Source organism: Pseudorhodobacter aquimaris (assembly GCF_001202025.1).
GTDB lineage: Bacteria > Pseudomonadota > Alphaproteobacteria > Rhodobacterales > Rhodobacteraceae > Pseudorhodobacter > Pseudorhodobacter aquimaris.
Window position 1 is genome coordinate 167,086 of record NZ_LGHS01000052.1, and the last position, 24,606, is coordinate 191,691.

At 58.1% G+C, this 24,606-nt stretch carries 28 protein-coding genes; 15 read left to right on the forward strand and 13 right to left on the reverse strand.

All coding sequences use genetic code 11. The features are described 5' to 3' along the window. Positions 1 to 15 precede the first annotated feature (15 nt). From AKU94_RS09370 to AKU94_RS09380, 3 genes are all read left to right on the forward strand, one after another. Positions 16 to 303, forward strand: coding sequence for an HU family DNA-binding protein (locus AKU94_RS09370; RefSeq protein ID WP_050527014.1), 288 nt, complete (start codon positions 16 to 18; stop codon positions 301 to 303). A gap of 106 nt (positions 304 to 409) precedes the next feature. Beyond that, the gene (locus AKU94_RS09375; RefSeq protein ID WP_050527131.1) at positions 410 to 925 is read left to right on the forward strand and encodes a DinB family protein; all 516 of its coding nucleotides are present in this window, start codon (positions 410 to 412) and stop codon (positions 923 to 925) included. Positions 926 to 943: 18 nt separating this feature from the next. Continuing rightward, a complete protein-coding gene (locus tag AKU94_RS09380) occupies positions 944 to 1,813 on the forward strand; it encodes a DMT family transporter (RefSeq protein WP_050527015.1) in 870 nt (289 codons plus the stop codon). Here the strand turns inward: AKU94_RS09380 and hspQ are convergent. Beyond that, positions 1,810 to 2,136 carry a heat shock protein HspQ gene (gene hspQ, locus AKU94_RS09385; protein ID WP_050527016.1) on the reverse strand — a complete coding sequence of 109 codons (327 nt, stop codon included), beginning with the start codon at positions 2,134 to 2,136 and terminating at the stop codon, positions 1,810 to 1,812. The genes AKU94_RS09380 and hspQ overlap by 4 nt on opposite strands. Positions 2,137 to 2,220: 84 nt before the next feature. Between hspQ and AKU94_RS09390 the strand changes: the two genes are divergently transcribed. After that, on the forward strand, positions 2,221 to 3,102 hold the full coding sequence (locus tag AKU94_RS09390) for an AEC family transporter (protein WP_050527017.1): 882 nt from the start codon (positions 2,221 to 2,223) through the stop codon (positions 3,100 to 3,102). A gap of 75 nt (positions 3,103 to 3,177) precedes the next feature. Then, a complete protein-coding gene (locus tag AKU94_RS09395; RefSeq protein ID WP_050527018.1) occupies positions 3,178 to 3,759 on the forward strand; it encodes a transglycosylase SLT domain-containing protein in 582 nt (193 codons plus the stop codon). A 29-nt stretch (positions 3,760 to 3,788) separates the two neighbouring features. Here AKU94_RS09395 and AKU94_RS09400 read toward each other — a convergent pair whose 3' ends face one another. The 4 genes from AKU94_RS09400 to AKU94_RS09415 form a co-directional block, all read right to left on the reverse strand. Further along, positions 3,789 to 4,409 carry a LolA family protein gene (locus tag AKU94_RS09400; RefSeq protein WP_408633687.1) on the reverse strand — a complete coding sequence of 207 codons (621 nt, stop codon included), beginning with the start codon at positions 4,407 to 4,409 and terminating at the stop codon, positions 3,789 to 3,791. A gap of 144 nt (positions 4,410 to 4,553) precedes the next feature. Next, entirely contained in the window at positions 4,554 to 7,610 is a 3,057-nt protein-coding gene (locus tag AKU94_RS09405; protein ID WP_050527019.1) for a DNA translocase FtsK, read from the reverse strand. Between the two features lie 3 nt (positions 7,611 to 7,613). Beyond that, positions 7,614 to 8,801 carry an aminotransferase class I/II-fold pyridoxal phosphate-dependent enzyme gene (locus tag AKU94_RS09410; RefSeq protein WP_050527133.1) on the reverse strand — a complete coding sequence of 396 codons (1,188 nt, stop codon included), beginning with the start codon at positions 8,799 to 8,801 and terminating at the stop codon, positions 7,614 to 7,616. Between the two features lie 147 nt (positions 8,802 to 8,948). Then, positions 8,949 to 10,277, reverse strand: coding sequence for an amidase (locus AKU94_RS09415; RefSeq protein ID WP_050527134.1), 1,329 nt, complete (start codon positions 10,275 to 10,277; stop codon positions 8,949 to 8,951). Positions 10,278 to 10,403: 126 nt separating this feature from the next. On the opposite strand from AKU94_RS09415, the gene AKU94_RS09420 reads away from it, so the two are divergent. After that, the gene (locus AKU94_RS09420; RefSeq protein WP_050527020.1) at positions 10,404 to 11,633 is read left to right on the forward strand and encodes a UbiH/UbiF/VisC/COQ6 family ubiquinone biosynthesis hydroxylase; all 1,230 of its coding nucleotides are present in this window, start codon (positions 10,404 to 10,406) and stop codon (positions 11,631 to 11,633) included. On the opposite strand, the gene AKU94_RS20005 is transcribed toward AKU94_RS09420, so the two are convergent. The 4 genes from AKU94_RS20005 to AKU94_RS09440 all read right to left on the reverse strand — a co-directional run bounded on the left by AKU94_RS20005 (position 11,634) and on the right by AKU94_RS09440 (position 13,745). Further along, on the reverse strand, positions 11,634 to 11,801 hold the full coding sequence (locus AKU94_RS20005; RefSeq protein WP_050527021.1) for a hypothetical protein: 168 nt from the start codon (positions 11,799 to 11,801) through the stop codon (positions 11,634 to 11,636). It lies immediately after the preceding gene. A gap of 60 nt (positions 11,802 to 11,861) precedes the next feature. Beyond that, on the reverse strand, positions 11,862 to 12,314 hold the full coding sequence (locus AKU94_RS09430; protein WP_050527022.1) for a hypothetical protein: 453 nt from the start codon (positions 12,312 to 12,314) through the stop codon (positions 11,862 to 11,864). Positions 12,315 to 12,387: 73 nt separating this feature from the next. After that, the gene (locus tag AKU94_RS09435; protein ID WP_050527023.1) at positions 12,388 to 13,005 is read right to left on the reverse strand and encodes an enoyl-CoA hydratase/isomerase family protein; all 618 of its coding nucleotides are present in this window, start codon (positions 13,003 to 13,005) and stop codon (positions 12,388 to 12,390) included. Further along, positions 13,002 to 13,745, reverse strand: coding sequence for an SDR family oxidoreductase (locus AKU94_RS09440; RefSeq protein WP_050527024.1), 744 nt, complete (start codon positions 13,743 to 13,745; stop codon positions 13,002 to 13,004). The genes AKU94_RS09435 and AKU94_RS09440 overlap by 4 nt, the downstream gene beginning before the upstream one ends. A gap of 177 nt (positions 13,746 to 13,922) precedes the next feature. Between AKU94_RS09440 and AKU94_RS09445 the strand changes: the two genes are divergently transcribed. The 8 genes from AKU94_RS09445 to serB all read left to right on the forward strand — a co-directional run bounded on the left by AKU94_RS09445 (position 13,923) and on the right by serB (position 20,922). Continuing rightward, entirely contained in the window at positions 13,923 to 15,443 is a 1,521-nt protein-coding gene (locus tag AKU94_RS09445) for a DUF2125 domain-containing protein (protein ID WP_050527025.1), read from the forward strand. Between the two features lie 114 nt (positions 15,444 to 15,557). Next, a complete protein-coding gene (locus AKU94_RS09450; RefSeq protein ID WP_050527026.1) occupies positions 15,558 to 16,901 on the forward strand; it encodes a TldD/PmbA family protein in 1,344 nt (447 codons plus the stop codon). Further along, the gene (locus AKU94_RS09455) at positions 16,888 to 17,667 is read left to right on the forward strand and encodes a 3'(2'),5'-bisphosphate nucleotidase CysQ (RefSeq protein WP_050527027.1); all 780 of its coding nucleotides are present in this window, start codon (positions 16,888 to 16,890) and stop codon (positions 17,665 to 17,667) included. The genes AKU94_RS09450 and AKU94_RS09455 overlap by 14 nt, the downstream gene beginning before the upstream one ends. A 68-nt stretch (positions 17,668 to 17,735) precedes the next feature. Further along, positions 17,736 to 18,653, forward strand: coding sequence for a thioredoxin (gene trxA / locus AKU94_RS09460; protein WP_050527028.1), 918 nt, complete (start codon positions 17,736 to 17,738; stop codon positions 18,651 to 18,653). Positions 18,654 to 18,679: 26 nt separating this feature from the next. Further along, positions 18,680 to 19,330: an LON peptidase substrate-binding domain-containing protein gene (locus AKU94_RS09465; RefSeq protein WP_050527029.1), complete on the forward strand. Its 651-nt coding sequence runs from the start codon at positions 18,680 to 18,682 to the stop codon at positions 19,328 to 19,330. After that, positions 19,327 to 19,512 carry a Trm112 family protein gene (locus AKU94_RS09470; RefSeq protein WP_050527030.1) on the forward strand — a complete coding sequence of 62 codons (186 nt, stop codon included), beginning with the start codon at positions 19,327 to 19,329 and terminating at the stop codon, positions 19,510 to 19,512. Before AKU94_RS09465 ends, AKU94_RS09470 begins: the two co-directional genes overlap by 4 nt. A gap of 7 nt (positions 19,513 to 19,519) precedes the next feature. Beyond that, on the forward strand, positions 19,520 to 19,963 hold the full coding sequence (locus AKU94_RS09475) for a TspO/MBR family protein (protein WP_050527031.1): 444 nt from the start codon (positions 19,520 to 19,522) through the stop codon (positions 19,961 to 19,963). An 80-nt stretch (positions 19,964 to 20,043) separates the two neighbouring features. Next, positions 20,044 to 20,922, forward strand: coding sequence for a phosphoserine phosphatase SerB (gene serB / locus AKU94_RS09480; RefSeq protein WP_050527135.1), 879 nt, complete (start codon positions 20,044 to 20,046; stop codon positions 20,920 to 20,922). Between the two features lie 28 nt (positions 20,923 to 20,950). Here serB and dnaQ read toward each other — a convergent pair whose 3' ends face one another. From dnaQ to AKU94_RS09500, 4 genes are read right to left on the reverse strand one after another with little or no spacing between them, the layout of a single operon-like run. Beyond that, the gene (gene dnaQ, locus AKU94_RS09485) at positions 20,951 to 21,646 is read right to left on the reverse strand and encodes a DNA polymerase III subunit epsilon (RefSeq protein ID WP_050527032.1); all 696 of its coding nucleotides are present in this window, start codon (positions 21,644 to 21,646) and stop codon (positions 20,951 to 20,953) included. Beyond that, positions 21,639 to 22,229, reverse strand: a complete 591-nt coding sequence (gene coaE, locus AKU94_RS09490; RefSeq protein WP_050527033.1) for a dephospho-CoA kinase — start codon at positions 22,227 to 22,229, stop codon at positions 21,639 to 21,641. Before coaE ends, dnaQ begins: the two co-directional genes overlap by 8 nt. Then, positions 22,229 to 23,068: a shikimate dehydrogenase gene (locus AKU94_RS09495; RefSeq protein ID WP_050527034.1), complete on the reverse strand. Its 840-nt coding sequence runs from the start codon at positions 23,066 to 23,068 to the stop codon at positions 22,229 to 22,231. The genes coaE and AKU94_RS09495 overlap by 1 nt, the downstream gene beginning before the upstream one ends. Beyond that, a complete protein-coding gene (locus AKU94_RS09500; RefSeq protein ID WP_157056486.1) occupies positions 23,065 to 23,664 on the reverse strand; it encodes a Maf family protein in 600 nt (199 codons plus the stop codon). Before AKU94_RS09500 ends, AKU94_RS09495 begins: the two co-directional genes overlap by 4 nt. A gap of 393 nt (positions 23,665 to 24,057) precedes the next feature. On the opposite strand from AKU94_RS09500, the gene hemJ reads away from it, so the two are divergent. Further along, the gene (hemJ, locus tag AKU94_RS09505) at positions 24,058 to 24,507 is read left to right on the forward strand and encodes a protoporphyrinogen oxidase HemJ (RefSeq protein WP_050527035.1); all 450 of its coding nucleotides are present in this window, start codon (positions 24,058 to 24,060) and stop codon (positions 24,505 to 24,507) included. Positions 24,508 to 24,606 lie beyond the last annotated feature (99 nt).

Sequence of the window (24,606 nt, forward strand, 5' to 3'; positions counted from 1 at the left end):
ATGGAGACAGGACTAATGAACAAGCCAATGACAAAGACGCAGTTGATTGCAGCGCTGGCCGAAGAAATGGGCACCGACAAGAAGGTCGCAACAACAGCACTTGAAGCAGTGGCAGCGATTGTGACCCGCGAAGTTGCAAACGGTGGCGCGATCACCCTTCCCGGTTTGGGTAAAATGGCATGCCGCGCACGCCCCGAGCGTCAGGTGCGTAACCCGGCAACGGGTGAAACCATGACCAAAGCCGCTGACAAGCAGGTGAAATTCACGATTGCCAAAGCCTTGAAAGATTCGGTTAACGACTGATCTTTGCATGCAGTTTTACTGCATTTGATGGGCCGCCCCTTGTTCAACGGGGGTGGCCTTTTTCTTTGGCTTGGTGTCTTTTCGTGGCGTTGGACTGGGGGATGGGATGCCGAACAAAGATTATGCCATCACCATGGCGCGCTATAACAAATGGCAAAATGAAAACCTGATCCAAGCCGCGACCGGATTGGAACAGCCCGCTCGGCAAAAGCCACGCGGCAGTTTCTTTGGCAGCATAGAGGCGACCTTTGCGCATTTGCTTTGGGGGGATCGTATCTGGCTAAGCCGTTTTTCTGATATGTCGGCCCCGCAAGGCGGCATCGCGCAATCAACCACCCTGCCCCATGGATGGGCGCAGTTTTGCACTGATCGCGCTGCATTTGATCACCAGATCCTGGAATGGGCGCATGGGGTGGACCCCGCATGGTTTGAGGGCGATCTGACATGGCATTCCGGCGCTTTGGGCCGCGATGTGACCAAGCCCAAACCTATTCTGGTGCTGCAATTGTTTAATCATCAGACCCATCATCGCGGGCAAATCCACGCGATGCTTACTGCGGCGGGGGCACGTCCGGGCGATACCGATGTACCCTTTATGCCAGACCAATATAACCAGATTTAGCGGATGAGGGACGACGGGATGGATATGCGGGCGATCTTCATGGGGCTGGCTTTTGCGCTGATGTGGTCCTCTGCCTTCACCTCGGCGCGCATGATCGTCGCCGATGCGCCGCCGTTGACCGCACTGGCATTGCGGTTCTTTGTGTCCGGATTGATTGGCGTCGCGATTGCAGCAGCCCTTGGGCAAACCTCGCGGCTAACGCGCAGCCAGTGGCGGGCAACAATCATTTTTGGCCTGTGTCAGAACGCCATCTACCTCGGCTTCAACTTTGTCGCGATGCAGTGGATAGAGGCGTCACTGGCCGCCATCGTCGCCTCTACCATGCCGCTTTTGGTGGCGCTGGCCGGCTGGGCGATCTTTAAGGAGCGGTTGCGGCCCTTGGGCTATGCCGGCCTGTTTGCTGGGATGGTTGGGGTTGGTATCATCATGGGCCACAGGATTTCGGGCGGTGTAGATCTGGTCGGGCTGCTGTTTTGCGGAATTGGGGTATTGGCGCTTACATTTGCCACGCTTTCGGTGCGCACGGCCTCAAGCGGTGGCAATCTGTTGATGATTGTCGGCTTGCAAATGCTGGTTGGCGCATCACTACTGGCGGTTGCCGCCATTGCATTGGAAACATGGGATGTGAACTGGACACCGCGCCTGGGGCTGGCCTTTGCCTATACCACGCTTGTGCCGGGGCTTTTGGCGACATGGGTCTGGTTCTTGCTGGTGGCGCGGATCGGGGCGGTTCGCGCGGCGGCGTTCCATTTCCTCAACCCGTTTTTCGGGGTTGCGATCGCGGCGCTGTTTCTGGGGGAAAGCCTGACACTTTGGGATGTGGCAGGCGTTGTCATCATCGCCGGCGGAATTCTGGCCGTGCAGATGTCACGCGCGGTGCGGGCTTAATTCAGGTTGAACTGAAGCGGGTAAAAGCCATCCTCAAACTCTCCGAACAGATCGGCAAGGTCGGGGTGGTTTACCGGTTCACCGGTTTCATCCGGCATCAGGTTTTGCTCTGACACATAGGCCACATAGTAGCTTTGATCATTTTCCGCGAGCAGATGATAAAACGGCTGCTCTTTGTTCGGGCGGTATTCTTCGGGGATGTTTTCATACCATTCGTCGGTGTTGGAAAACATTGCATCGACATCAAAAACCACCCCGCGAAACGGGTGTTTACGATGGCGCAAGACCTGGCCCAGATGATATTTCGCGCGTGATTTAAGCATTAGTTGCACCCCATTGGGCTGACTAGTAATCCCATGCACGGTGGCTTGTCCACCGGGCAAGGCGGTAAAACAGGGAAACAGTCTGTGAATCTAATTTTAACGGTATTGGAGATAGTGGCACCTGTCGCGGTTCTGGCCTCAATCGGGTTTATCTGGGTCAAGGCCGGTTTCGAGTACCGGATGGAGTTTGTGACACGGCTGGCGATGATGCTGGCGACGCCTTGTCTGGTCTTTACCGCCCTGATGAAAACCGAGATAGAACCATCCGCCCTTACCAGCATGCTGCTTGCCGCGATTGTGGCTTATGGCGCGCTGACCTTGCTGTTTTGGGGGCTGACGGCCGTATTGGGGTTGGAGCGCCGGACGTATCTGCCACCGTTGATTTTCGGCAATACCGGCAATCTGGGCCTGCCACTTGCATTATTTGCCTTTGGTGAGGCGGGGATCGGCTATGCGGTGGTAATCTTTGCCGTGGCGGGGATTTGGGGATTTACCTATGGAATATGGCTGGTTGCCCAAGGCGGATCACCGCTGAAGGTGCTGCGGGAACCCTTGGTCGTCAGCACCCTGCTGGGCGCGCTGTTCCTGTGGCAGGGTTGGCAAACGCCGACATGGCTGACCAACGCGCTGGAGATGATCGGGCAGATGGCGATTCCGCTGATGCTGATCACGCTGGGCGTTGCCGTGGCGCGGCTTTCGCCAGGGCGCTTGGGGCGGGCGCTGTGGCTGTCACTGCTGCGGGTTGCGGTCTGCGTTGCGGTTGCGCTGGCGGTGGGTCATGGCTTTGCGCTGGAGCCGGTCGCGCTGGCGGTGCTGGTTTTGCAGATCAGCACGCCGGTTGCGGTCACGACCTATATGCTGGCCGCGAAATACGGGGCGGATGCCGATGCGGTGGCGGGGATGGTGATCGTTTCAACGCTGCTGTCGGTCATCACTTTACCGCTCACTCTCGCTTTTCTGATCTGAGGTAGTGAACAGCACCATTTCCCTTTTGCCGAATTTGCCCTATGATATCCACAAAATATAATGTGCGAGGGGCATATGAGCAGGTTTCTCCGCGCGTCGATACTGATGTTGTTGCTAGGCTCTTGTGGCGGTGGCAATTTTTCGGCGCCCCGTGATTTGGATAACGCGTGCAGCATTGCGCGTGAGCGGCCGCAGTATTACCGCGCCATGAAGGCGACAGAGCGCAAATGGGGCGTGCCGGTGCATGTGCAAATGGCGACGATCCATCAGGAATCGAAGTTTATCGGCGATGCAAAGACACCACATAAATGGGCTTTGGGGATCATCCCGCTAGGGCGTCAAAGCTCTGCCTACGGGTATAGTCAGGCGCTGGATGGCACATGGGATGAATACCGCAAAGAACAGCGCCGCAGCTCTGCCAGACGAGACCGCATCAGGGATGCGACCGACTTTATGGGGTGGTATATGGACAAGTCGGAAAAGGTTCTTGGCCTGTCGAAATGGGATGCGCGCGGACATTACCTTGCCTATCACGAGGGGCGCACAGGTTATGCGCGCGCCACCTATCAAGGGAAACCCTGGCTGTTGGCCGTGTCACAAAGGGTGGCCGATCGAGCGTCACAATACCGCGCACAACTGGCAAGCTGCGGAAAATAACGGAGCAGGGGGCAAATCGCCCCCTTCTTTTATTGGCGTTGCCGTGTGGCCATTGAAATATTGAACAACGATGCCTTCAGTTTTGCGCCCTTTTTCATTTCCCCCAAGATAACCGTGGTTTCGGCCCCGCTGTCATCGCGGATGACCCATTGGCGCAATTCGGTCGGGGCGGCAGTAAACACCATTTCGATCGAACCATATTCCGGATGCTCGGGGTCTTGGGCGCGCACGCGGGTGGTGTTGCCATCCTGACTGTGACCGGTGACCATTTTGGCGCGGGCCAGATCGACATTCTGATCCAGAATGATCGACAAAGGCGTGCGTGAGAGGGGATATTGCTCTGGCGGCTGGTTGGATTTCGCATCAAAAATCGCGACCTGCCCGCCGCCGGCTATGACAAGATTGTTGTCAGGCGGCGCATATTCAAAGCGCACGCGACCGGGGCGCTGGATAAAGATCCGACCCGTGGCGATGGACCCGTCAGAATTGATCTGGGTAAAATCCGCCTCGGCTGTTGTCAGCGTATTGAGATAGCGCGACAGCTCTTTAAGCGTGATTTTCTCGGCCGCGGCAGGTACGGCCAGCGCCGTCAAAAATGCCATTGCCGCAAAGGGCATTGCAAAGGAACGGATAAAAGATCTGCGGTTCATCGGGTTGGTCCCATTCATTACGCCTTATCAGGTATATATAGGCATGACGGGCCCGCCCTGCATCCATTTGGTTGAACGCAACACGCGGATGTGAGCATGTTTTTATCAAATTATCCCGCGCAGGCGATCGCCTGCGCGGATTTATCAATGTTCTGGCAACAAGATTTCACGTTTGCCGACATGATTGGCGGCGGTGACGACGTGATTGTCTTCCATCTGCTCCACCAGTTTCGCGGCCTTATTATAGCCGATGCCCAGTTTGCGCTGGATGTATGACGTGGAACATTTACGATCTTTGGCCACAACCGCAACCGCCTGATCATAAAGTTCATTCTCTGAGCTATCACCAGAGCCGAGGCCAAGAACAAGGTCGATATCGCTTTCTTTATCCTCATCCACGCCCTCAACCACGCCCGACATATAAGACGGCGGGCCATAGCTCTTGAGGTGGTTGACGATTTCCTCAACCTCTTCATCCGACACAAACGGCCCGTGGATACGGGTGATCTTGGCACCACCGGCCATATAGAGCATATCGCCCATACCCAGCAGTTGCTCGGCGCCCATTTCGCCCAGGATCGTGCGGCTGTCGATTTTCGACGTCACCTGAAACGAGATCCGTGTGGGGAAGTTGGCCTTGATCGTGCCGGTAATCACATCGACCGAGGGGCGCTGGGTCGCCATGATCAGGTGAATGCCCGAAGCCCGCGCCATCTGTGCAAGACGCTGGATGCAGGCCTCGATCTCTTTGCCGGCGACCATCATCAGGTCGGCCATCTCATCGACGACCACGACGATATAAGGCAGGGAGACGGGTGTATCCTCTTCGGTTTCAAACACCGGCTCGCCGGTATCCTCGTCAAAGCCGGTCTGGATTGTGCGCTTGAACATCTCGCCTTTGGCCAGCGCCTCACGGACACGTCCGTTATAGCCCTCGATGTTACGCACGCCCATTTTGGACATCTTGCGGTACCGTTCTTCCATTTCGCCGACCACCCATTTCAGGGCAACAACGGCCTTTTTCGGGTCGGTCACAACTGGCGAAAGCAGATGCGGGATGCCGTCATAAACCGAAAGCTCCAGCATTTTGGGGTCGATCATGATCAGTCGGCATTCTTCTGGCGTCAACTTATAGAGCAGCGACAGGATCATCGTGTTGATCGCAACCGATTTACCCGAGCCGGTGGTCCCGGCAATCAGCAGGTGGGGCATTTTGGCAAGGTTGGCGACGATAGGCTCACCGCCGATATCCTTGCCAAGCGCGAGCGGCAGGCTCATCGCGCTGTCACCGAAATCACGCGCGGCAAGGATTTCGCGCAAGACCACCTTTTCGCGCCATGAATTCGGCAGTTCGATCCCGATGACCGAGCGTCCCGGAACGGTGGAAACCCGCGCCGAAAGCGCCGACATCGACCGCGCGATATCATCGGCCAAACCGATCACCCGGCTGGCCTTCAGGCCCGGCGCGGGTTCGAGTTCATATTGAGTGACAACGGGACCGGGGCGCACGGCGGCGATTTCACCTTTGACGCCATAATCATCCAGAACTGATTCCAGCATACGCGCGTTTTCTTCCAGCGCTTCCTCGGACAGAGTGTGGCGCTGTACGGTATCGGCGCTGGTCAAAAGGCCCAGAGGGGGCAGCTCATAGTCGCTATGCTTTTCCTCAAACTTCAACCCTGGCTGCGCCTCTGCCTTGGCTTGGCGTGAGGGGGCAATAGGCTTGGCCGCAGCGGGTTGCACGATGCGGCGCTGTTCAACCACCGGCGCGCGGGGCAGGGGGGTAGAGACGCGGATCACCTCTGGCGCATCATCCTCGGTCAATACGGAATCGTCCTGCTCTTGATTGTGATCGAAGGTTGCAATTTCTTCGTCCCAGACCTCTGGCGCCTCGGCGGTATCGCTGTCGCTATTCAGCCATTCCGGCGCTTTGGGCAGCGCACGGGACGCCGCGCCAAGGCGTTCCATATTCGGGCCATGTGTCAACGCTTGGGCATGGACCACAGGACGATGGTTTGCCGTTGATTGCACGGCAGGCCCACGTTGCCCTGTCAACGGCGGCTCACGCCGGGCGATTGCGGCCTGAACTGCCGATTGCACGGTCGCAGCTTGAGGCGAAGGATTTTGCCGCACACGAGAGCGGATAACATCATTGATCCGCGCCTTTATGCGATCTTCGCTGCGCAATGGCGGTTCGGCCACGGGTTCATGCTCTGCCTGCGGCATGGCGGCGCGGCGGATAAGCTGCGGCATACGCGCCAGAAGTCCCGGCTTTTCGGTGGGCCGTTCCAGCACCTCATCGTGGTGGCGTTGCGCAACCATGGGTTCCGCCTCTGGCTGCGGGGCCGACGGCGCGCCATAGCCTTGCGGCATATTAGGGCGCAGCGATTTCGGGCGACCAAAGCCGCCTAATGCAGGCTCGGCGCGCAAAGGTGCGTGCTGGATCCGGTCGGAATAGATAAGATCATCTTGCGCATGGCTGGCGGCGATTTCACGCTGCGTACGTTTCTTCTCGGCATAACCTTGTGCCGCGCGGGCAGCACCAGCAGCAGAGCGACCCGCAACCGAAGCCGCCATAGCATAAGCGGTAATCGTGCCAAAAATGACAAAGCGTTTAATGATGGTCAGCTCACGCATATCAAAGCCGGTAACGAATAACCCAATCGCCAGCAGGCCCGCGCCAAAGGCAACCGAAAGCAGCTTCAGCCCGAACCCCGAGCCAATCGGCAAAATCGCCAGCATCGCGCCCAGAACCGTATCGCCAAAAAGCCCCCCCAGCCCGATCGCGGCATGCGGCCAGTTTGGCCCCGGCACATGGGTAGCCGCAAAGACCGACGCCAGCGCCACTGCGATCACGGCAAAGACAACGCGGCCCATGGCACGATCCTCGCCGGCATGTGTCACAAAGCGCAGACCCCAAGCGCCCAAAATCAACGGAATCCCCCACGACCCAAGCCCACCGATGATGAACAATGTCGACGCGATAGAGGCACCAAGTCGGCCCAGCCAGTTATTGACCGGCGCATCGGTTGCCACCATCCAACCCGGATCCGTGGCCGAATAGCTGCCAAGCAATGCGGTAAAGGCCAAGGCCAGCACAATAAGGCCAATGCCCAGCAACTCGCGCCCGCGCCGTTCCAGCATTGCCGCTGTATTTTGATCCACCAAGGGGTCGCGCTGCCTGATCTGATAGGATGCCATGCTCTAATCTCCTTGCCCGTAGAGACAGTCGCGAAGCAGGGTCAGCCCGCGCTGTGTTTCTTCTTTTGGGGCGACCAAAGCCACCCGGATATAACCCGCGCCGGGGTTTTCCCCCGCAACATCGCGCGAAAGATAGGCCCCCGGCAGCACGCGCACGCCGGTTTCCTGCCAAAGCTTCAACGCAGCATCCTCACCGTCCTGCACCGAAAGCCACAGGAAAAATCCGGCTTCGGGGGATTGATAGCCTTGGATACCGCTGAAAATCCGGTCCGCGAGGTCAAATTTCTCGGCATAAAGCGCGCGTGACGCGGTGACATGCGCCTCATCCTCCCATGCGGCTTGCGATACCTTTTGGATCGGCAAGGGCAGCGGCGCGCCGGCAAAGGCCCGCAACTGGCGGATACGGGCCATGGATTGCACCCCGCCCGCCACAAAGCCGGACCGAAGTCCCGGCAAGTTCGACCGTTTGGACAGCGAATGAAACGTCAACGCGCGCTCTGGGTCCGCGCCAATGGTTTGCGCCACCGCAAGAATGCCGGGGGGCGGCGCGTTGCGGTAAATCTCGGCATAGCATTCATCGGCAAAAATGCGGAAATCATGCTTTTCGGCCAAGACCAGCAGGTCCGCCCAGTAATCCGTACTTGCAACCGCGCCCTGCGGATTGGCCGGAGAGCACAGATAGGCAATCGCCGTGCGGTCCAGAATGTCACGCGGCAGGCCTGCATAATCGGGCAAAAACCCCGTGGCGGCGGTTGCGGGCACATAAACCGGCTCGGCCCCCATCGCCAATGCGGCCACGGCATAGACCTGATAAAACGGGTTGGGCATCAAGATCACGGGCCGTTTGCCGGCTTTGCTTTCGGGGCAAAGCGCGACCGAGGCGTTGAACAACCCCTCACGGGTGCCGTTCAGTGCCATGATCTGATTGGCCGAAAGGGTGACCCCATAGCGCCGCTGGACCCAAGCCGCGATTGCCGCCAGAAGCTCCGGCGTCCCATCATTTGGGGGGTATTTGGCAAAACCATCAAGATTTTGTGCCAAAATTGGACCAACGAAATCGGGCATGGGGTGTCGCGGCTCTCCAATCGTCATGGAGATCGCCTCACCACCCGCCGGATGGGAATCCAGAAGTGCGCGTAGTCGCGGAAACGCGTATTCTGGCAGGTTCGAAAACCGCTCAGGAAATGCCATTGCTGCCTCATCTATCGGGGTCATGTCGCCCCGTTTGGAGGCAGGATAACGAGGCTTTGCGTGCGGGTCCAGAAAAACGCTTTGATTTAATGTGCTTGGGGGGGGCGATTGTGTCTTTTGCGTCCCTCTCCCAAAATTTTACTGGGCTTAGCCCAGCGCCCGTTCTGCCGCTGAAGCAAGGCGCAAAACGCGTTCTTCCTGCATTGGCGGGGCGATAAAGCTGATCCCGCATGACGGCTGACCTGTGGGCAAGGTGACGCCGCAAAGGCCGAACAGATTGCCGATACGCGTGTTGCGCAGGGTCAACAGGTTTTCGGTAACATAATATTCATCATCTTCCATCAGGCGCTTGGCATCCGGGGGCAGGTTCGGCGCGGTGGGCAGGATAACTGCATCATAAGCAGCCGTCTTTTGCGCCCAAATCTTGCGCAGCTCCTCCATCCTGCGCCAAGCGGCGACATAGTCAGACGCGGTGAAGGCTGCACCAGACCGAAACCGTTCCAGAATACGCGGGAACATCTTTTGAGGCGCGGACTCAATGGTCTTGCCCCAGATCCCATACGCCTCGGCGGTGAACAAAATCGCCGCAAGGTCCATTGCCTCGGTTACTTCCTCGATCTTGCCGGATTCGATGCGGGCGCCGGCACGGGCAAGCCCCTCTACCGCGCCCTCAAACCCGCGGGCGGGCTCCTCGCGCAGATCATCCAAGGCCACAGTTTCAAGCACCAAGAGCCGCGCGCCCTTCACGCTTGCGCCGACCAGATCGGCGGGCTTGCTGCCCTCCATCGCGGCCAGAAGCAGGGCGCAATCCTCGACGCTGCGGGCCAATGGGCCAACGGTATCAAAGCGTTCGCACAGCGGTACAGCGCCTTGGTTCGACAGCCTGCCCGACGTGGTCTTCAATCCGACCAGATCATTCCAAGACGCCGGAATTCGCACCGATCCCCCGGTATCAGAGCCGATTGCAGCGGCCGCCAGCCCAAAGGCAACCGATGCCGCCGCCCCCGAGGATGACCCCCCCGGAACCGCCGCTGGATCATTCACATTCGGCGGGGTGGCGGTAACGGGGTTCAAGCCCAGCCCTGAAAAGGCCAGCTCTGACATATGGGTTTTGCCCAGGCACACCAGCCCTTGCGCGGTGGCGGTTGTCAGCACCTGCGCATCGGTTTCAGGCACCCGCCCTTTGAGCAGGGCAGAGCCCGCCTCACAGGGTGCACCTGACGCATCAAAAAGATCTTTCCACGAGATCGGCACACCGTCCAATAGGCCGATCCGTTGCCCTGCTCGTGCCCGATCCGCCGCAGCGATGGACATGGAGCGCGCACGACGCGGAGTGGTGCGGGAATAAATGCGACCGGCCTCGGGGTGTTTTTCCGCCGCATCCAGATAGGCCTCGGTCAATTCAACGGGGTGGATCTTGCCTGCCTCAATCCCGCGTCCTAAATCCGCCGCCGTCATCCAAAGCCAATTGCGCATCATAACCCACCCTTTGCCAATTTTCAGCAAAAGCTAACGTTAACTCCGCCTTTGAACAATGGCATATATAGGGCCGTGCGCGCGGGCCGCATGGACAAAGCCGATGAAAGAGACATATTGAACCCTATGGAACATGATACTGATATCTTGATTGTAGGTGGCGGGCTGAACGGCCCTGCATTGGCATTGGCTTTGGCGCAAAACGGATTGCGGGTGAAGGTGGTCGATGCCCGCCCTGCACCGGCGCGGGCAAACGCCGGTTTTGACGGACGTGCCTATTCGCTGGCGCTGGGCTCTAAGCGGTTGCTGTCCGTGATTGGTGTCTGGCCGCGCATTGCCGAGCAGGCCCAGCCGATACTGGAGATCAAAGCCTCGGACGGTCATGCAGGCCAAGGGGCGGCACCGTTTTTCCTGCATTTTGATCATACGGAAATAGAGGAAGGCCCCATGGGCTTTATGGTTGAGGACCGCCACCTCTATGCCGCCTTTCTGGCCGCGATGGCAGATGCGCCGGGCATTACCTTGCTTTCGGGCCAAGCCGTTGTGGCGCAAGAGGTTTCGGCCCAAGGAGCCAAGGTTACGCTTGCCTCGGGAGAGGTGCTTTCAGCGCGGCTGTTGGTGGGCTGTGATGGGCGGCAAAGCGGTGTGGCCCAGCGCGCTGGCATCACCCGGACGGGGTGGGATTACGGTCAAACCGCCTTGGTGACGGCGCTTAACCACAGCCTGCCGCATAATGGCATCGCGCATCAGTTCTTTATGCCCGAAGGCCCATTGGCGATTTTGCCGCTGCCCGGTGGGAACCGTTCCTCGATCGTTTGGAGCGAGCAAACAGACCGCGCCAATGCGATTAACGCGCTGGGCGATGCGGATTACCTTAATGCGTTGCGTCCGCGTTTCGGTGATTTTCTGGGGGATATTTCACTGGCTGGAACGCGGTTTACCTATCCGCTGAACCTGACGTTGGCCAATAGCTTTACCGCCGAACGGCTGGCGCTGGTGGGGGATGCGGCGCATGGGGTGCATCCGATTGCGGGACAGGGGTTGAACCTTGGGCTGCGCGATGTTGGTGCCCTGGCCGAGGTCTTGATAGAGGCTGCGCGGCGGGGTGAGGATATCGGTGCTGCGGATGTGTTGGATAGGTATCAACAATGGCGGCGCTTTGATGTGACCAGCCTGGCGCTGGGCATGGACGCGGTCAACAAACTGTTTTCAAATGACAATCCAATCTTGCGACTTGGGCGCGATCTTGGCATGGGCGCGATTGGCGCGATGCCCGGTCTGCGCCGCCGCTTTATGCGCACGGCGGCCGGGCTGGAAGGCAGCCTGCCCCGCTTGTTGCAGGGCCAGCCGATCTAGTTATTTCCCGGCTTTTTTCGCCTCAACCGCGGCCTTCATGCGGGCCAGAAGATCGGCTTTGGAGGGTTGCGATCCATAAGGGTTTTTAGCGCTGCCCTTGGCGTTATGTTCCGAATAACGTGCGGTGTTCTTGCCTTTATTAGGCGCGCCCGATTTGCCGTAATCCATAATATTCTCCTATGGCGATGCGCGCTTTTGCCCGAAAAGCCTGTCATCCACAATGGTAACCTAACTGTCGCATGTTGGAATTGCCCAATCAGGAAGCTGTATATCGACAGGCAGACCGGCAAGAACGTCGTCGGCAACCTCGGCAGATATTTCGGCCAGCTCACAAGCATAATCGCTGTTTGTCTTGCCGGGGTTATCCGCGAGCCACGACCGGCGGTCTTTTTCCTCAAAATAACCCGCTGCCACAAAGCCGACAACAGGAACGGCAACAACAATCCGTTTCAGGCGTCCGGCCGCTTTTTGGCGCATCAATTGCCGCTTGTGCTGTGATTTGAGCGCCAGAACTTCATTTTGATGCTGCATGGCCCGGACCGCAGAGGATGCAAGCTTGGCAGACATTTCAATCGCATTTTGGGTCTGCGTGATCGCCCAAATCGTGGCGGATGCGGCCAACGCGGCGAGAGACACAAGGAGAACGATGACAAGAAGCGTGCTGCGAAGAAATTTAAACATCAGCGATACTCAGGGTTGTTGGAAGAGCGCTTCAGTGAGGCTTGATCACGCAACCTATCCAAGTCTACGGCCCTTACCCTGTCCAGATCATCCGTTTGATCGCGCTGGCATGGTCGGGTGAGGCGGCCAGTGCGTCTGTGGCTAGCGAATGCGCGACGGTCGTCACGTCCTCCTCCACCACGCGGTCGATAAGGCCCCATGCTTGCGCCTCGGGTGCATCAATCTTTTGGCCGGCCATCAGGATCATCGATGCCCGCGCCGGCCCGATCAGTCGCACCAACCGCGGCACGTCAGAGGGTTGGGGCAAAAACCCCAAGCGCATAACCGGGTAAAACACCTTGGCCCCGGCGACAGAAATACGCAGATCGCAGGCCAGCACCATGCCCATCGCGCCACCTGCAACCGTGCCATTCAGGGCTGCTACGGTCAGGCAGGGCAGGGCCGCAATGGCCCCCGACAAGCGTTCCCAAACCGGATTTGTGGCAAGCCCTGCGTGGGCTTCCTCTAGGTCGGCGCCTGCGGAAAAGACGCGGCCGGTGCCAGTCAGGATCAACGCGCGGGCCCCTTCGGTGCCGGCGCGCGCGGCAATATCTGCCAATTCGCCCAGCATCGCAGTTGTCAGCGAGTTCGCTTTGTCAGGACGGTTGATAGTTGCGGTCCAAACCCCGTTTTCGACGGTCAGATCAATCATACGATCAACCCCACTGCACGGCGGATATTTTCATCGCGCAATGAAATCTCTTGCCCCAGAAAATCATCTCCACCGGGGCCGCACATCCACAGCATCAGGCGTGCAGGCCAATCCGCAGGGATGTGAACTGAAGGGTCCAGCTCACTCACCGCATTGATACCGCTAGCTTTGATCTTCACCTGCATATCGGTTGCCACGGTTCCGGGTGACATGCCCATGACGCGCAAACCGTTGCCGCCTTCCTCCAGATGGGCTGCGCGGGTCAGCATGGCAGCACCGGCCTTGGCGGCGCAATATGCGCTCCAGCCTTCCAGCGGGTTATGGGCCGCACCGGAGGAGACGGTGATGATCGTCCCACCCCGCGCCCGCATCAGGGGAATCGCGGCCTGCATCCCGTAAAACACGCCCTTGAGGTTGGTATCGATCGCGCGGGACCATTCCTCGGGCTTGGCATCACTGATGCGGGCGATCGGGTCAATCGTGCCCGCATTACCGATAAGCACGTCCAGACCGCCGTATTCCACCGCCACACGGCCCAATGCGGTTTGTACCGATCCCATATTGCTGACATCGCAAGGCAAGGCCAAGGCACCGCGCCCGATCTCGGCGGCAATCGCCTCTGTCTTGCCAACTGAACGCGCCAATAGCACCACCTGCGCGCCGGCATCGGCAAAAACCCGCGCCGTTGCTTCACCAATACCGCGGCTTGCGCCCGTGATAACCACCACTTTGCCTTGCATAACGTTCCCCCACTCCAGTTTAATGACCAAAGGCTAGCGCAGTTTTATGGCATGCTCCAGTCAGCCGATCACGGAAATCATATCCAATCGTTATCAACTTGACCCGCGTGCCCCCTTGACCCGCCCCCATCACATGCAGATGCTACGCCACAACATTCGTATACGGAGACCCGAACGATGACCTCGCGCATTTTGACGATTACGTCTATTTCTGCCCTTACTGCATTTCTGGCACTCCCTGCCCTTGCCGATATTACGGCAGAAGAAGCCTGGAAAGGCTGGCAGGAGCTGGGCACCGCCCATGGCCAAACCCTGAGCACAGGGTCACAAACCCGCGCAGGTGACACGCTGACGATCACCGATCTGACCATCGAGGTAATCAACGACGACGCCAAAGTCGCCGGTGTCATCCCCGAGGTCCGCTTTCGCGAAATGGGCGATGGTCGCGTCGAAGTAACGATGAGCAACGCCTACCAGTTCGAAATGGAAGGCGATAACGGCGAGGGCGATACGGTCGGCGCGACGTTCAACGTCCAGCAAAACGGGGCCACGCTTATCACAAGCGGCACCCCTGAGGTGATGAACCATGACTACAACGCAGATAACCTTCGGGTCGGTGTTGTCGACGTTAAAACCAAAGGGGAGCCGCGCGATATTGCAATCGACGTGAACCTTTCCAGCCTTGCAATGACGTATAATGTCAAACCGGGCGATCTCATGTCTTTTACCTCAACCTTCGCCAGCAAGGCGCTGACGTTTTCTGCCAAGGGTACGGATGAGGAAAACAACTCGGCGTTTGATGTGGTCGGCCAATCGAATAATATCGCCGGCGTGACCACATCGGCAATTCCGGCCGAGATGACAACAAATGATATTGTCAGCCAGCTTGCACAGGGTATGACCTCTGACCTCGCTTTGACCTATGACAGCGGCAACCTGACAATAAACGGCAAAGACGAAACCGGAGCGACCTCTAATTTTACCAGCCAGTCCAATGGTGGCAGCCTGAAGGTCGCAATTGACAAGGATCGCATGTCTTATGGCATTCTTGGCAAAGGCGTGGAAATGAAGGTTTCCGGCAGCTCTATCCCGTTCCCGGAACTGGCAGCAGCCTATGACGAGCAAGCCGTCAACCTGACGGTGCCGATCTCCAAATCGGATGAGGCCAAGGATTTCCTGATTGAGACGCGGCTGGAGGGCCTGACTGTTTCGGATGTTATCTGGGGAATGATCGATTCCGGGGCGACCCTGCCACGCGATCCGGCAACCTTGATTGTATCGCTTAAAGGCAAGGCAAAGCCATTGATCGACATGCTGGCCGGCAACACCGAGAACATGCCGCAGGATCGCCCCCCGTTCGAGGTGGAAACCCTGGATATCGAGGCGCTGCAGCTGACCGTTGCAGGGGCGGAATTCAAGGGCAATGGCGCTTTGGCTTTTGACAACTCGCAACCGCCAGTGTTGGGCAATGTGGCCCCGATGCCAACGGGCAAGCTGAATCTGTCGTTGGTGGGCGCGACCACCCTTTTGGGCAAGTTGCAAGCCTTGGGGTTGGTGCAGCAAGACATGGTCATGACCTTTGGCATGATGGCTGCAATGTTGGGTAAACCGGGCGCCGAGCCTGACAGCTACACCTCCGAGGTGGAATTCGTTGAGGGTGGCAAGATCACCGTGAACGGCGCGCCGATGCCGTTCTAAGGCAGCGCGATTTGGTAAAAAGGGGCGGCCATCGGGTCGCCCTTTTGCATTCAGACTGCTTGCTTTGAGGCTCATAGCGGCTTACCTGCCTATGGGATATAAAAGGAGACCCCGATGACACGCTCGCTTGAAACACTGACCGAGGCGCTGTTAGTGGCCGCAAAGCGCGCAGGCGCAGAGGCTGCCGATGCGATTGCGGTGGACGGTATTGCCACAGCGATTGATATCCGCGCAGGCAAGTTGGAACAGGCGGAACGTTCAGAAGGGGTGGAACTGGGGCTGCGGGTGCTGATGGGCAAGCGGCAGGCCTGCGTGTCGATCTCCGATACCTCGGATGGCAGCATTTCGGCGATGGCCGAACGGGCCGTGGCGATGGCACGCGAGGCCCCCGAAGATGCCTATGCAGGCCTCGCCGATCCATCGCAACTGGCGCAAAGCTGGGATATCGACGCATTGGAATTATGCGACCCATCCCAAGAGGTCCCCGCCGCAACGCTGGAAGAAGATGCGCGCCGTGCCGAAGCCGCCGCGATGGCGGTTGATGGCATCACCCAGGTCGAGGCCTCTGCCAGCCAGTCGCGCCGTCAAATCCACTTGGCGGCCAGCAACGGGTTTTCGGGTGGCTACGGGCGGTCTTCGCGGTCGGTCTCGGCCGTGGCCTTTACCGGCAGCGGCACCGAGATGGAACGCGATTGGGCCGCCGAGGGCCGCATTTTCGCCGCCGATCTGCCAAGCGCAGATGAGATCGGCGCACTTGCCGCCGCGCGCGCTTTGGAGCGTGTGGGCGCGCGCCAACCCAAGACTGGCGCCTATCCGGTGCTTTATGATGAACGCATTTCCTCGGGGATCATCGGCCATATGCTGGGCGCGATCAACGGGGCGACGATTGCGCGGGGTTCGGGCTGGTTGCGCGATGCGCTGGGTCAACAGATCCTGCCCTCGGGCCTTTCGGTGATCGAGGACCCGCACCGCGCCCGCATTTCCGGCAGCCGCGCCTTTGACGGTGAGGGCTTGCCAACGGCGCGGCGCGCGATTGTCGAGGATGGTATCCTGACCGGCTGGGTTCTGGATCTGGCCACGGCGCGCAAGCTGGGGATGCAAAGCACTGGCAATGCGGCGCGGGGTACATCTTCGCCACCCTCGCCCGGCACGTCGAATATCGATCTGACCCAAGGCACAAAATCGCGGGCAGAGCTGTTGGCCGATATGGGCACGGGGCTGCTGGTGACCTCGCTGATCGGCTCTTCGATCAACCCCACCACGGGGGATTATTCGCGCGGGGCATCCGGATTCTGGGTCGAAAACGGTCAGATTGCCTATGCCGTGAATGAATGTACCATCGCCGGCAACCTGCGTGATATGCTGATGCGGATGACACCTGCGAATGATGCGCGGATGCATATGTCCACCCGCGTGCCGTCCCTGCTGATCGAAGGGTTGACGCTTGCCGGGGCTTGATGAGGATCTGCAGCTTTTGGTCGATGCCGCGCGTGCGGCGGGGCCAATTGCAATGCAACATTTCCGCCGCGACCCGCAGGTCTGGGACAAGGGCGGGGATGCGGGGCCGGTAACGGCGGCGGATCTGGCCGTGAACGATATGCTGGCCACCCGTCTGCAAGCGGCCCGCCCTGACTATGGCTGGTTGTCCGAGGAAACGCCCGATAACACCGACCGCCTGCGCGCACGCCGTGTGTTCATCATCGACCCGATTGACGGCACCCGCGCCTTCATCGACGGTCAGGACAGCTTTGCCCATTCGCTTGCCATTGCCGAGGATGGCGTGATCATTGCCGCCGCCGTATACCTGCCGGCCAAAGACCGGATGTACAGCGCCCATGCGCAAGGGCCGGCCCGTTGTAACGGCAGTGTAATCACAAGCTCAACCGCGGTGATGGCCGCTGGTGCCAGCGTTCTGACCGCCAAGACGAATATGGCACCGCGGCATTGGCCCGCAGGGGTGCCGACGCTGGATCATGCGTTCCGGCCCTCGCTTGCCTACCGGCTATGCCTTGTGGCCGAGGGGCGCTATGATTCCATGCTGGCGTTTCGCCCGACATGGGAATGGGACATTGCGGCGGGGGCCTTGATTGCCAACCGCGCGGGTGCCGTGACCAGTGATGGCAAGGGGGCTACGCTCTGGTTCAATGAGGCTGATCCACGCACCGAAGGGATTATTGTGGCCCCGCGCGGACTTCATGCCGATCTGATCGCACGGCGGGGTTGAAAACCCCTTGGCCTTTGGCCCTTGGATGCGCATATATGACAGAACAGTTTCGACGAAAGAGGGATGCTATGTTGACGTTTGGCGATCAATCGGGTGCGGCAAACGCCGCTGCGGATGAAAATCTGATCAAGGACGGGACGGAGGCCACCTTCATGGCCGATGTTATCGAGGCCAGTAAGGAAACCCCGGTGATCGTGGATTTCTGGGCGCCTTGGTGCGGCCCTTGCAAACAGCTTGGCCCTGCGCTGGAGGCGGCTGTGACCGCGGCCAAGGGCAAGGTACGCATGGTCAAGATCAACGTCGATGAAAACCCCGCAATTTCGGCCGAGTTGCGCATCCAGTCCATCCCCACCGTCTATGCCTTTCACGAGGGCAAGCCTGTTGACGGCTTTCAGGGCGCGCTGCCCGCGTCCGAATTGAAAACCTTTGTCGACAAACTGGCCGCCCTTGCCGGTGACGGCGGATTGGCCGATGCGATCGAGGCCGCCGAGGGGATGCTGGCCGATGGCGACTTTGCCGATGCCGTCGAAACCTTTGCCGCCATTCTGGAAGAAGAGCCTGAAAACCCGCTGGCCTTTGGCGGGCTTTTGCGCGCCCATCTTGCGCTGGGTGAGGTAGCACAGGCCGAGGCCCTTTTGGCCGCTGTTCCCGCCAAAATCGCCAACGCCCAAGAGGTAGAGGCCGCCCGCGCCCAGATCGCCCTATTGCACCAAGCCGCCAACGCCGGCCCCGAGGCCGAACTTCGTGCTGCGGTCGAGGCAGATCCCGACAACCATCAGGCGCGCTTTGATCTGGCACAGGCGCTTCATGCGGCCGGCAAGGTAGAGGAAGCGGTAAATGAATTGCTCGAACTTTTCCGCCGTGACCGCGAGTGGAATGATGCCGCCGCCAAGACCCAGCTTTTCACGATATTCGAGGCGCTGACCCCCAAAGATCCGATTGCCTTGACAGGTCGTCGCAAACTGTCGTCAATGATATTTGCCTAAGGGGAAAAGCGGCCTAGCTGCTGGATATGAAACACATACGCGATTTGCCCGAGATCATTCCCGTCTTTCCGTTGCCCGGTGCGCTGTTGCTGCCGCGCGCAAGGCTGCCGCTGCATATATTTGAGCCGCGCTACCTGCAAATGCTGGAAGATTGCATGAAGACGCCCCACCGGTTGATCGGCATAATCCAGACACGGGATGTGCCGGCCAATCAAGGCACCGAACCGCGCCTGCATTCCATCGGTTGTGCCGGCCGTATGACGGGGTTTTCGGAAACCGAAGACGGGCGCTATATGATCACGCTCTCGGGTATTTCCCGCTTTCGTCTGCGCCAAGAAGTAGAGGGGTTCACCCCCTACCGCCGCGCCGAGGTTGACTGGAAAGGTTTTGAACGTGATCAGGGCGAGGTCGAAAAAGACCCCGGTTTTGAACGGGCGGCCTTTATGAAATTGTTGAAACGCTTCTTTGAAACGCTGGAGCTTTCGACCGATTGGGATGGCCTGCGCGACGCAGATGAAGAGCTGTTGATAAACTCTTTGTCGATGCTCTGCCCTTTCTCACCCGAGGACAAGCAAGCCCTGCTGGAGGCGCCAACCCTGATCACACGGCGCGAAACCATGGTAACCCTGATCGAATTTGCCCTGCACGGCGGATCGGGAGAGGAGACAATGCAATGACCAATACCCCCCCTGTAATTGATCGCCGTATGCTGGAGGCATTGGTTTGCCCCATGACGCAAGCGACCCTGACCTATGACGCCAAGGCGCAAGAGTTGATCTCTGAGCCCGCAAAAATGGCCTTTCCCATCCGCAACGGCATCCCGATCATGTTGATCGCAGAAGCCCGCGCATTGGAGTAAGTCAGCCATGCGCAACCTGTTAACCTATGCAGTGTTTATCATCGGCGTCGTTGTAATCGGCACGAGCATCGGGCTGATTACCCTGCCCGGTGCATGGTATGTCAGCTTGGAGAAACCGTGGTTCACTCCGCCTAACTGGGTGTTCGGGCCGGTCTGGACCACGCTTTATGTTCTGATCGGCTGGGTCGGCGCGCGCAAATGGCTGCATGGTGGCGCAGCTGGGCTTTGGTGGGCGCAGATGGCGGCGAATTTCCTGTGGTCGCCCGTGTTCTTTGCACTTCAGATGCCGCTTGCCGGGCTTATTGTAATCATCGTCATGTGGCTGTTGATCACAGCGTTTATCGGTAAGGAGTGGCGTAGTGACAGGCTCTCGGCAGTGCTGTTTCTACCTTATCTTGCATGGGTCAGCCTTGCGACAGCCCTGAACGGCGCAATAGTGGTATTGAACTGACAGGTTCTAAATGAACTGGCGCTATGCGGTGCTTTGCCGTAGATCATGGCCCATCCCGTTCAGCACCTTTGGAAACCGAGATGTTCACAGCCACGCTTTTGACCAATCCCGCCACCCCGATCCTTGACCGCGCCACCGTGGAAAGCCTGCGCAACGCTTGGGGCGGCGGCGATGCCATCTGGCTGAACCCCGCGATTGCGGCAGAGTTCCCGCTGGAATCCCGCCCCGAGAACCTTTGGGACGCATGGGAAGCGATGCAGGCGCTTGGCATTGATCTGATCGTTCAGCCCAGTGAAAACCGTCGCAAGCGCTTGTTGTTGGCCGATATGGACAGCACGATGATTCAGCAGGAATGTATTGACGAGTTGGCCGAGGCCGCAGGTATTGGCGCACATGTGGCAGGCATCACCGCCCGCGCGATGAACGGAGAGCTGGATTTCAATGATGCCCTGCGTGAACGCGTGGCCTTACTCAAGGATCTGCCCGAGGCTGTGATCGAACAGGTCTACCGCGACAATATCACCTTGATGCCGGGGGGGCCGGTGTTGCTGGCCACGATGAAGGCCAATGGTGCGCGGGCGGCCCTGGTTTCGGGCGGGTTTACGGAATTTACGCAGCGGGTTGCCGCCACGCTTGGATTTGATGAAAACCGCGCCAATGTCTTGCATATCGCGGATGGTGTGTTGACTGGCACCGTCGCCGAACCGATCCTCGGGCGCGAAGCCAAGGTTCAAGCCCTGCAAGAGATCGCGGCACAAATGGGCATCACCGCCGCCGACGTTATTGCCGTCGGGGATGGCGCGAATGATCTGGGAATGCTAGGGCTGGCGGGGGCTGGTGTGGCACTTCATGCCAAGCCAAGCGTTGCCGCGCAATGCGATATCCGCATCAACCATGGTGATCTAACGGCGCTTTTGTATCTGCAAAGCTATGCCATCAGCGACTTCGTAGGTGCCTGAAATCACAGGATTTATACCTTTGGCCGACTTATTGACGCTTGGCCCAGATCGCAGCTTCACCCAGCTTTTCCACAAAAGCCGCATGGGCCGCCGCCTCTTCTCCGGTCAAGCGTGAGAGCAGCGCGGTGGCGCGTGGCTGGGGGCGCCAATCCGCTGCTATTTCCGCGCTATCCTTGCTGCGGTTGTTATCGGTGGATAGCACAAAGTCAGGCTGCCTGCCGCCGATAAGTTCCAGATAAACCTCGGCCAGAATTTCACTGTCCAACAGCGCGCCATGCTTTTCACGGCCCGAGTTATCCACGCCAAAACGCCGACAAAGCGCATCAAGAGAGCTGGGGGAGCCGGGAAACTTTTGCCGGGCCATCGCCAAAGTGTCCAACGCCTGCCTGTCAGGTAGTTTCGGCAGGCCAATCGCGCCCAGTTCATGGTTAAGGAACTTCATATCAAAGCTGGCATTATGGATGACCATTATATCGGTGCCGACAAAATCCAGAAACGCCTGTGCGACATCGCGAAAAAGTGGCTTGTCACGCAGAAAATCATCCCCCAACCCATGCACCTCAAAGGCCGCTTTGGGCATAGAGCGCTGTGGGTTGATATATTTGTGAAAGGTGCGGCCCGTGGGCATGTGGTTGAACAGCTCTACCGCGCCGATTTCAACGATGCGGTCGCCCTCAGTCGGTTCAAACCCCGTGGTTTCGGTATCCAGAACGATCTCACGCATTTTGGGCCTTTGGGATATAATCGATCAATGCCGTAACACAGGCGCGCGCAGCATCCATGCTCAACGTCTCTATAATATGGGTCGCACGGGCGCGTTTTTCCGCATCCGGCATCTGGCGCGCCAAGATCGTTTGGAATTGCGCCTCTGTCATCCCGTCACGTGCCATAACACGGGCATGTTGCAAGGCAGGGGGGGCGGTGACAAGGAGGGTGGCGTCCATCTCAACCTCTGTGCCTTTTTCGAACAACAGCGGGATGTCGAAAACCACGATATCCGCCGTTGCATTGGCCAGAAATTCCACGCGATCAGCAGCTACCAGCGGATGAACGATAGACTCTATTCGGGCAAGGGCGCTGTCATCCGCAGCGATAATGGTTTTGAGGGCGTTCCGGTCCACAGCGCCATCCACAACCGCATAAGGCCAGACCGCGGCAACCGGTGCCACTGCGGCGCCTCCGCACCCATAGAGCCGATGAACCGCCGCGTCTGCATCCCAAACCGGCACGCCCGCAGCCGCAAAAAAACCTGCTGTCGTAGATTTACCCATCCCGATGGATCCGGTCAGGCCAAGACGGTACGGCATTAAATCCCCATAACCTTGTTTCGGGCCTCGTCATCGACATCGGGGCGCTGACCGAACCAGCGCTCAAACCCCGGCGCGGCTTGATGCAAAAGCATACCCAATCCATCCACTGTCCTACACCCAAGCGCTGCCGCCGCCGTCAAGAATTCGGTTTGGAGCGGCGTATACACCAGATCGGTCACCAGTGCCTTTGGGTTCAGCTCAGCCAAAGACAGGGTAAACGGCGGTTTGCCGGTCATCCCCAGAGATGTGGTGTTCACAACCGTTGCGGCATCCCAAAGTTGATGCGGGGATTGGACCCAATCGACCACAGTGATCTTTGCACCGAAATCATTGCGCAACGCCTCAGCACGGGGGCGGGTTCTGTTCGTGACGCGGATTTCTGGCACACCGGCATCGATCAATGCCGCCAGGATGGCACGCGCAGCACCGCCCGCACCAAAAACCATCGCTGGCCCGGATTTCGGATCCCAGTCCGGAGCATATTGGCGAAGGTTGGCCATGAAGCCATACCCATCGGTATTATCAGCATGAATTTTGCCATCGGCCCGAAAAATAAGGGTATTCGCCGCACCAATAAGGGCGGCCCGGTCGGTTACGATATCGGCAAGCTTCAAGACGGATTCCTTATGGGGAAGGGTCACATTCAACCCGACAAACCCCATTTTTGGCAGCATCTCTAGCACTTCTTCCAGATCGGTCTGGGCAATATCCATCGGGATATAATGCCCCGAAAGCCCGTAACGTTCCAGCCAGTGATTGTGCAAAACCGGCGATCTGCTGTGCGCTATCGGAGAGCCGATAACCCCGGCTAACGGGATGCGTGAATGGTTAGTCATGTCTCTAGGAACCCCCTCGTCCTGAGATAACCCAAGAGGGGCAACAGGGGAAGCCCAAGGATTGTGAAGTAGTCGCCTTCGACCGCGGAAAACAGACGAACGCCCTCCTCCTCCAACAAATAAGCCCCTGCCGAATGCTGTATACTGTCCCAGTTCCGATCAATATATCCCTGAAGCCAATCGTCGGAAAACGCATGCATGGTCAGCCGGGCCTTGCCAATATGGCGCCATATCGGAGCTCCGTTGTGATAGATGACCATTGCCGACAAAAGCTGATGAGTTTGGCCGCGCAATTGCTGCAATTGAATCTTAGCATCATTGGGGGTTCGGGGTTTTCCCCATGATTTTCCATTGAAGTCAAGTACTTGATCACAACCCAGTACCAATGAATCCGGATATTTTTCGCCAAGCTTCCTGGCTTTGGCCTCAGCCAGAAAATCCGCGATATCACGGGGTTTTGCACCATCACTATCCAGACTTCCGCGCAAGGTCTGCTCATCAATACGTGCTGGAAGCACTGTGGCATCAAGCCCTGCAGACTGTAAGAGGCGTAGCCGTGTCGAAGAGGCAGATGCAAGAATAAGCTGTGGTATCACTGTGCGCAGTCCTGTGGAAAATCATGATATGTTCCAGATGCCGGTTTTGTGGAGAAGCATGAGGAGCGCAATTGCTGTGGGCAATAGGGGCATTTTGTCAAGCTTTCAGGCAGTCTGTCCACATGTGCACAGTGTTTCAAGGGATGCACGTACAAGACCACACATTTTTCCACTGTGGATGGTTTATGAGAGATCCATACTCCGCTAATCCCTTGTTTTTACGATATGATTGAAACAGTCATTTTTTTGGACATAGATTTACTCACAGCCTGAATCCTGTGGATAAATACTAGGATAGAGTACATAATCCTGTTATCCATAGGCCCATCTTCAACTACTATCTTTCTATAAATATATCTATTTAAGAAGAGAGTGTTCCAGAAAGGGCAAAACATGACTTCGTTTTTCGCAGATATATACCTTTGGGTAAAAGCTCTGCATGTGATGGCTGTCATTTCATGGATGGCGGGGCTGTTCTATCTGCCGCGGCTCTTTGTTTATCACGCAGAGCAGGTTGTTGGTGGTGAACCAGCCGACGAGCTGTTCAAGACCATGGAAATGAAGTTGCTTCGTTTGATTATGAACCCGGCGATGATCGTGACATGGATTGCGGGCCTCACATTGGTTCTGACGCCCGGGATCGTGGATTGGACAAGCTTTTGGCCCTGGACCAAAGCGGTGTCTGTGCTTGGGATGACTTGGTTTCATATGTGGCTTTCTGTCAGGCGCAAAGCGTTTGAGGCAGGTCAGAATACATTGACAGGGCGGCGTTACCGGATGATGAACGAGGTTCCGACATTGTTGATGGTTGTTATTGTTCTGTCCGTTATTCTTAAATTCTGAAGGAAATATTGACATTGATGGGCCTGTCAGGTAGCCAAACATCAGCAGGGCCATCCGGCCTGATAAGCGATTCCCCATTTTAATGTTACAGGCGTGGTC

What these genes read in the sequence shown, in the direction of transcription:
- AKU94_RS09370 (WP_050527014.1), top strand. Translation starts at nt 16, where the DNA reads ATGAACAAGCCAATGACAAAGACGCAGTTGATTGCAGCGCTGGCCGAA.
- AKU94_RS09375 (WP_050527131.1), top strand. Translation starts at nt 410, where the DNA reads ATGCCGAACAAAGATTATGCCATCACCATGGCGCGCTATAACAAATGG.
- AKU94_RS09380 (WP_050527015.1), top strand. Translation starts at nt 944, where the DNA reads ATGGATATGCGGGCGATCTTCATGGGGCTGGCTTTTGCGCTGATGTGG.
- hspQ (WP_050527016.1), bottom strand. Translation starts at nt 2,136, where the DNA reads ATGCTTAAATCACGCGCGAAATATCATCTGGGCCAGGTCTTGCGCCAT.
- AKU94_RS09395 (WP_050527018.1), top strand. Translation starts at nt 3,178, where the DNA reads ATGAGCAGGTTTCTCCGCGCGTCGATACTGATGTTGTTGCTAGGCTCT.
- AKU94_RS09400 (WP_408633687.1), bottom strand. Translation starts at nt 4,409, where the DNA reads ATGAACCGCAGATCTTTTATCCGTTCCTTTGCAATGCCCTTTGCGGCA.
- AKU94_RS09405 (WP_050527019.1), bottom strand. Translation starts at nt 7,610, where the DNA reads ATGGCATCCTATCAGATCAGGCAGCGCGACCCCTTGGTGGATCAAAAT.
- AKU94_RS09410 (WP_050527133.1), bottom strand. Translation starts at nt 8,801, where the DNA reads ATGGCATTTCCTGAGCGGTTTTCGAACCTGCCAGAATACGCGTTTCCG.
- AKU94_RS09415 (WP_050527134.1), bottom strand. Translation starts at nt 10,277, where the DNA reads ATGCGCAATTGGCTTTGGATGACGGCGGCGGATTTAGGACGCGGGATT.
- AKU94_RS09420 (WP_050527020.1), top strand. Translation starts at nt 10,404, where the DNA reads ATGGAACATGATACTGATATCTTGATTGTAGGTGGCGGGCTGAACGGC.
- AKU94_RS20005 (WP_050527021.1), bottom strand. Translation starts at nt 11,801, where the DNA reads ATGGATTACGGCAAATCGGGCGCGCCTAATAAAGGCAAGAACACCGCA.
- AKU94_RS09430 (WP_050527022.1), bottom strand. Translation starts at nt 12,314, where the DNA reads ATGTTTAAATTTCTTCGCAGCACGCTTCTTGTCATCGTTCTCCTTGTG.
- AKU94_RS09435 (WP_050527023.1), bottom strand. Translation starts at nt 13,005, where the DNA reads ATGATTGATCTGACCGTCGAAAACGGGGTTTGGACCGCAACTATCAAC.
- AKU94_RS09440 (WP_050527024.1), bottom strand. Translation starts at nt 13,745, where the DNA reads ATGCAAGGCAAAGTGGTGGTTATCACGGGCGCAAGCCGCGGTATTGGT.
- AKU94_RS09445 (WP_050527025.1), top strand. Translation starts at nt 13,923, where the DNA reads ATGACCTCGCGCATTTTGACGATTACGTCTATTTCTGCCCTTACTGCA.
- AKU94_RS09450 (WP_050527026.1), top strand. Translation starts at nt 15,558, where the DNA reads ATGACACGCTCGCTTGAAACACTGACCGAGGCGCTGTTAGTGGCCGCA.
- trxA (WP_050527028.1), top strand. Translation starts at nt 17,736, where the DNA reads ATGTTGACGTTTGGCGATCAATCGGGTGCGGCAAACGCCGCTGCGGAT.
- AKU94_RS09465 (WP_050527029.1), top strand. Translation starts at nt 18,680, where the DNA reads ATGAAACACATACGCGATTTGCCCGAGATCATTCCCGTCTTTCCGTTG.
- AKU94_RS09470 (WP_050527030.1), top strand. Translation starts at nt 19,327, where the DNA reads ATGACCAATACCCCCCCTGTAATTGATCGCCGTATGCTGGAGGCATTG.
- AKU94_RS09475 (WP_050527031.1), top strand. Translation starts at nt 19,520, where the DNA reads ATGCGCAACCTGTTAACCTATGCAGTGTTTATCATCGGCGTCGTTGTA.
- serB (WP_050527135.1), top strand. Translation starts at nt 20,044, where the DNA reads ATGTTCACAGCCACGCTTTTGACCAATCCCGCCACCCCGATCCTTGAC.
- dnaQ (WP_050527032.1), bottom strand. Translation starts at nt 21,646, where the DNA reads ATGCGTGAGATCGTTCTGGATACCGAAACCACGGGGTTTGAACCGACT.
- coaE (WP_050527033.1), bottom strand. Translation starts at nt 22,229, where the DNA reads ATGCCGTACCGTCTTGGCCTGACCGGATCCATCGGGATGGGTAAATCT.
- AKU94_RS09495 (WP_050527034.1), bottom strand. Translation starts at nt 23,068, where the DNA reads ATGACTAACCATTCACGCATCCCGTTAGCCGGGGTTATCGGCTCTCCG.
- hemJ (WP_050527035.1), top strand. Translation starts at nt 24,058, where the DNA reads ATGACTTCGTTTTTCGCAGATATATACCTTTGGGTAAAAGCTCTGCAT.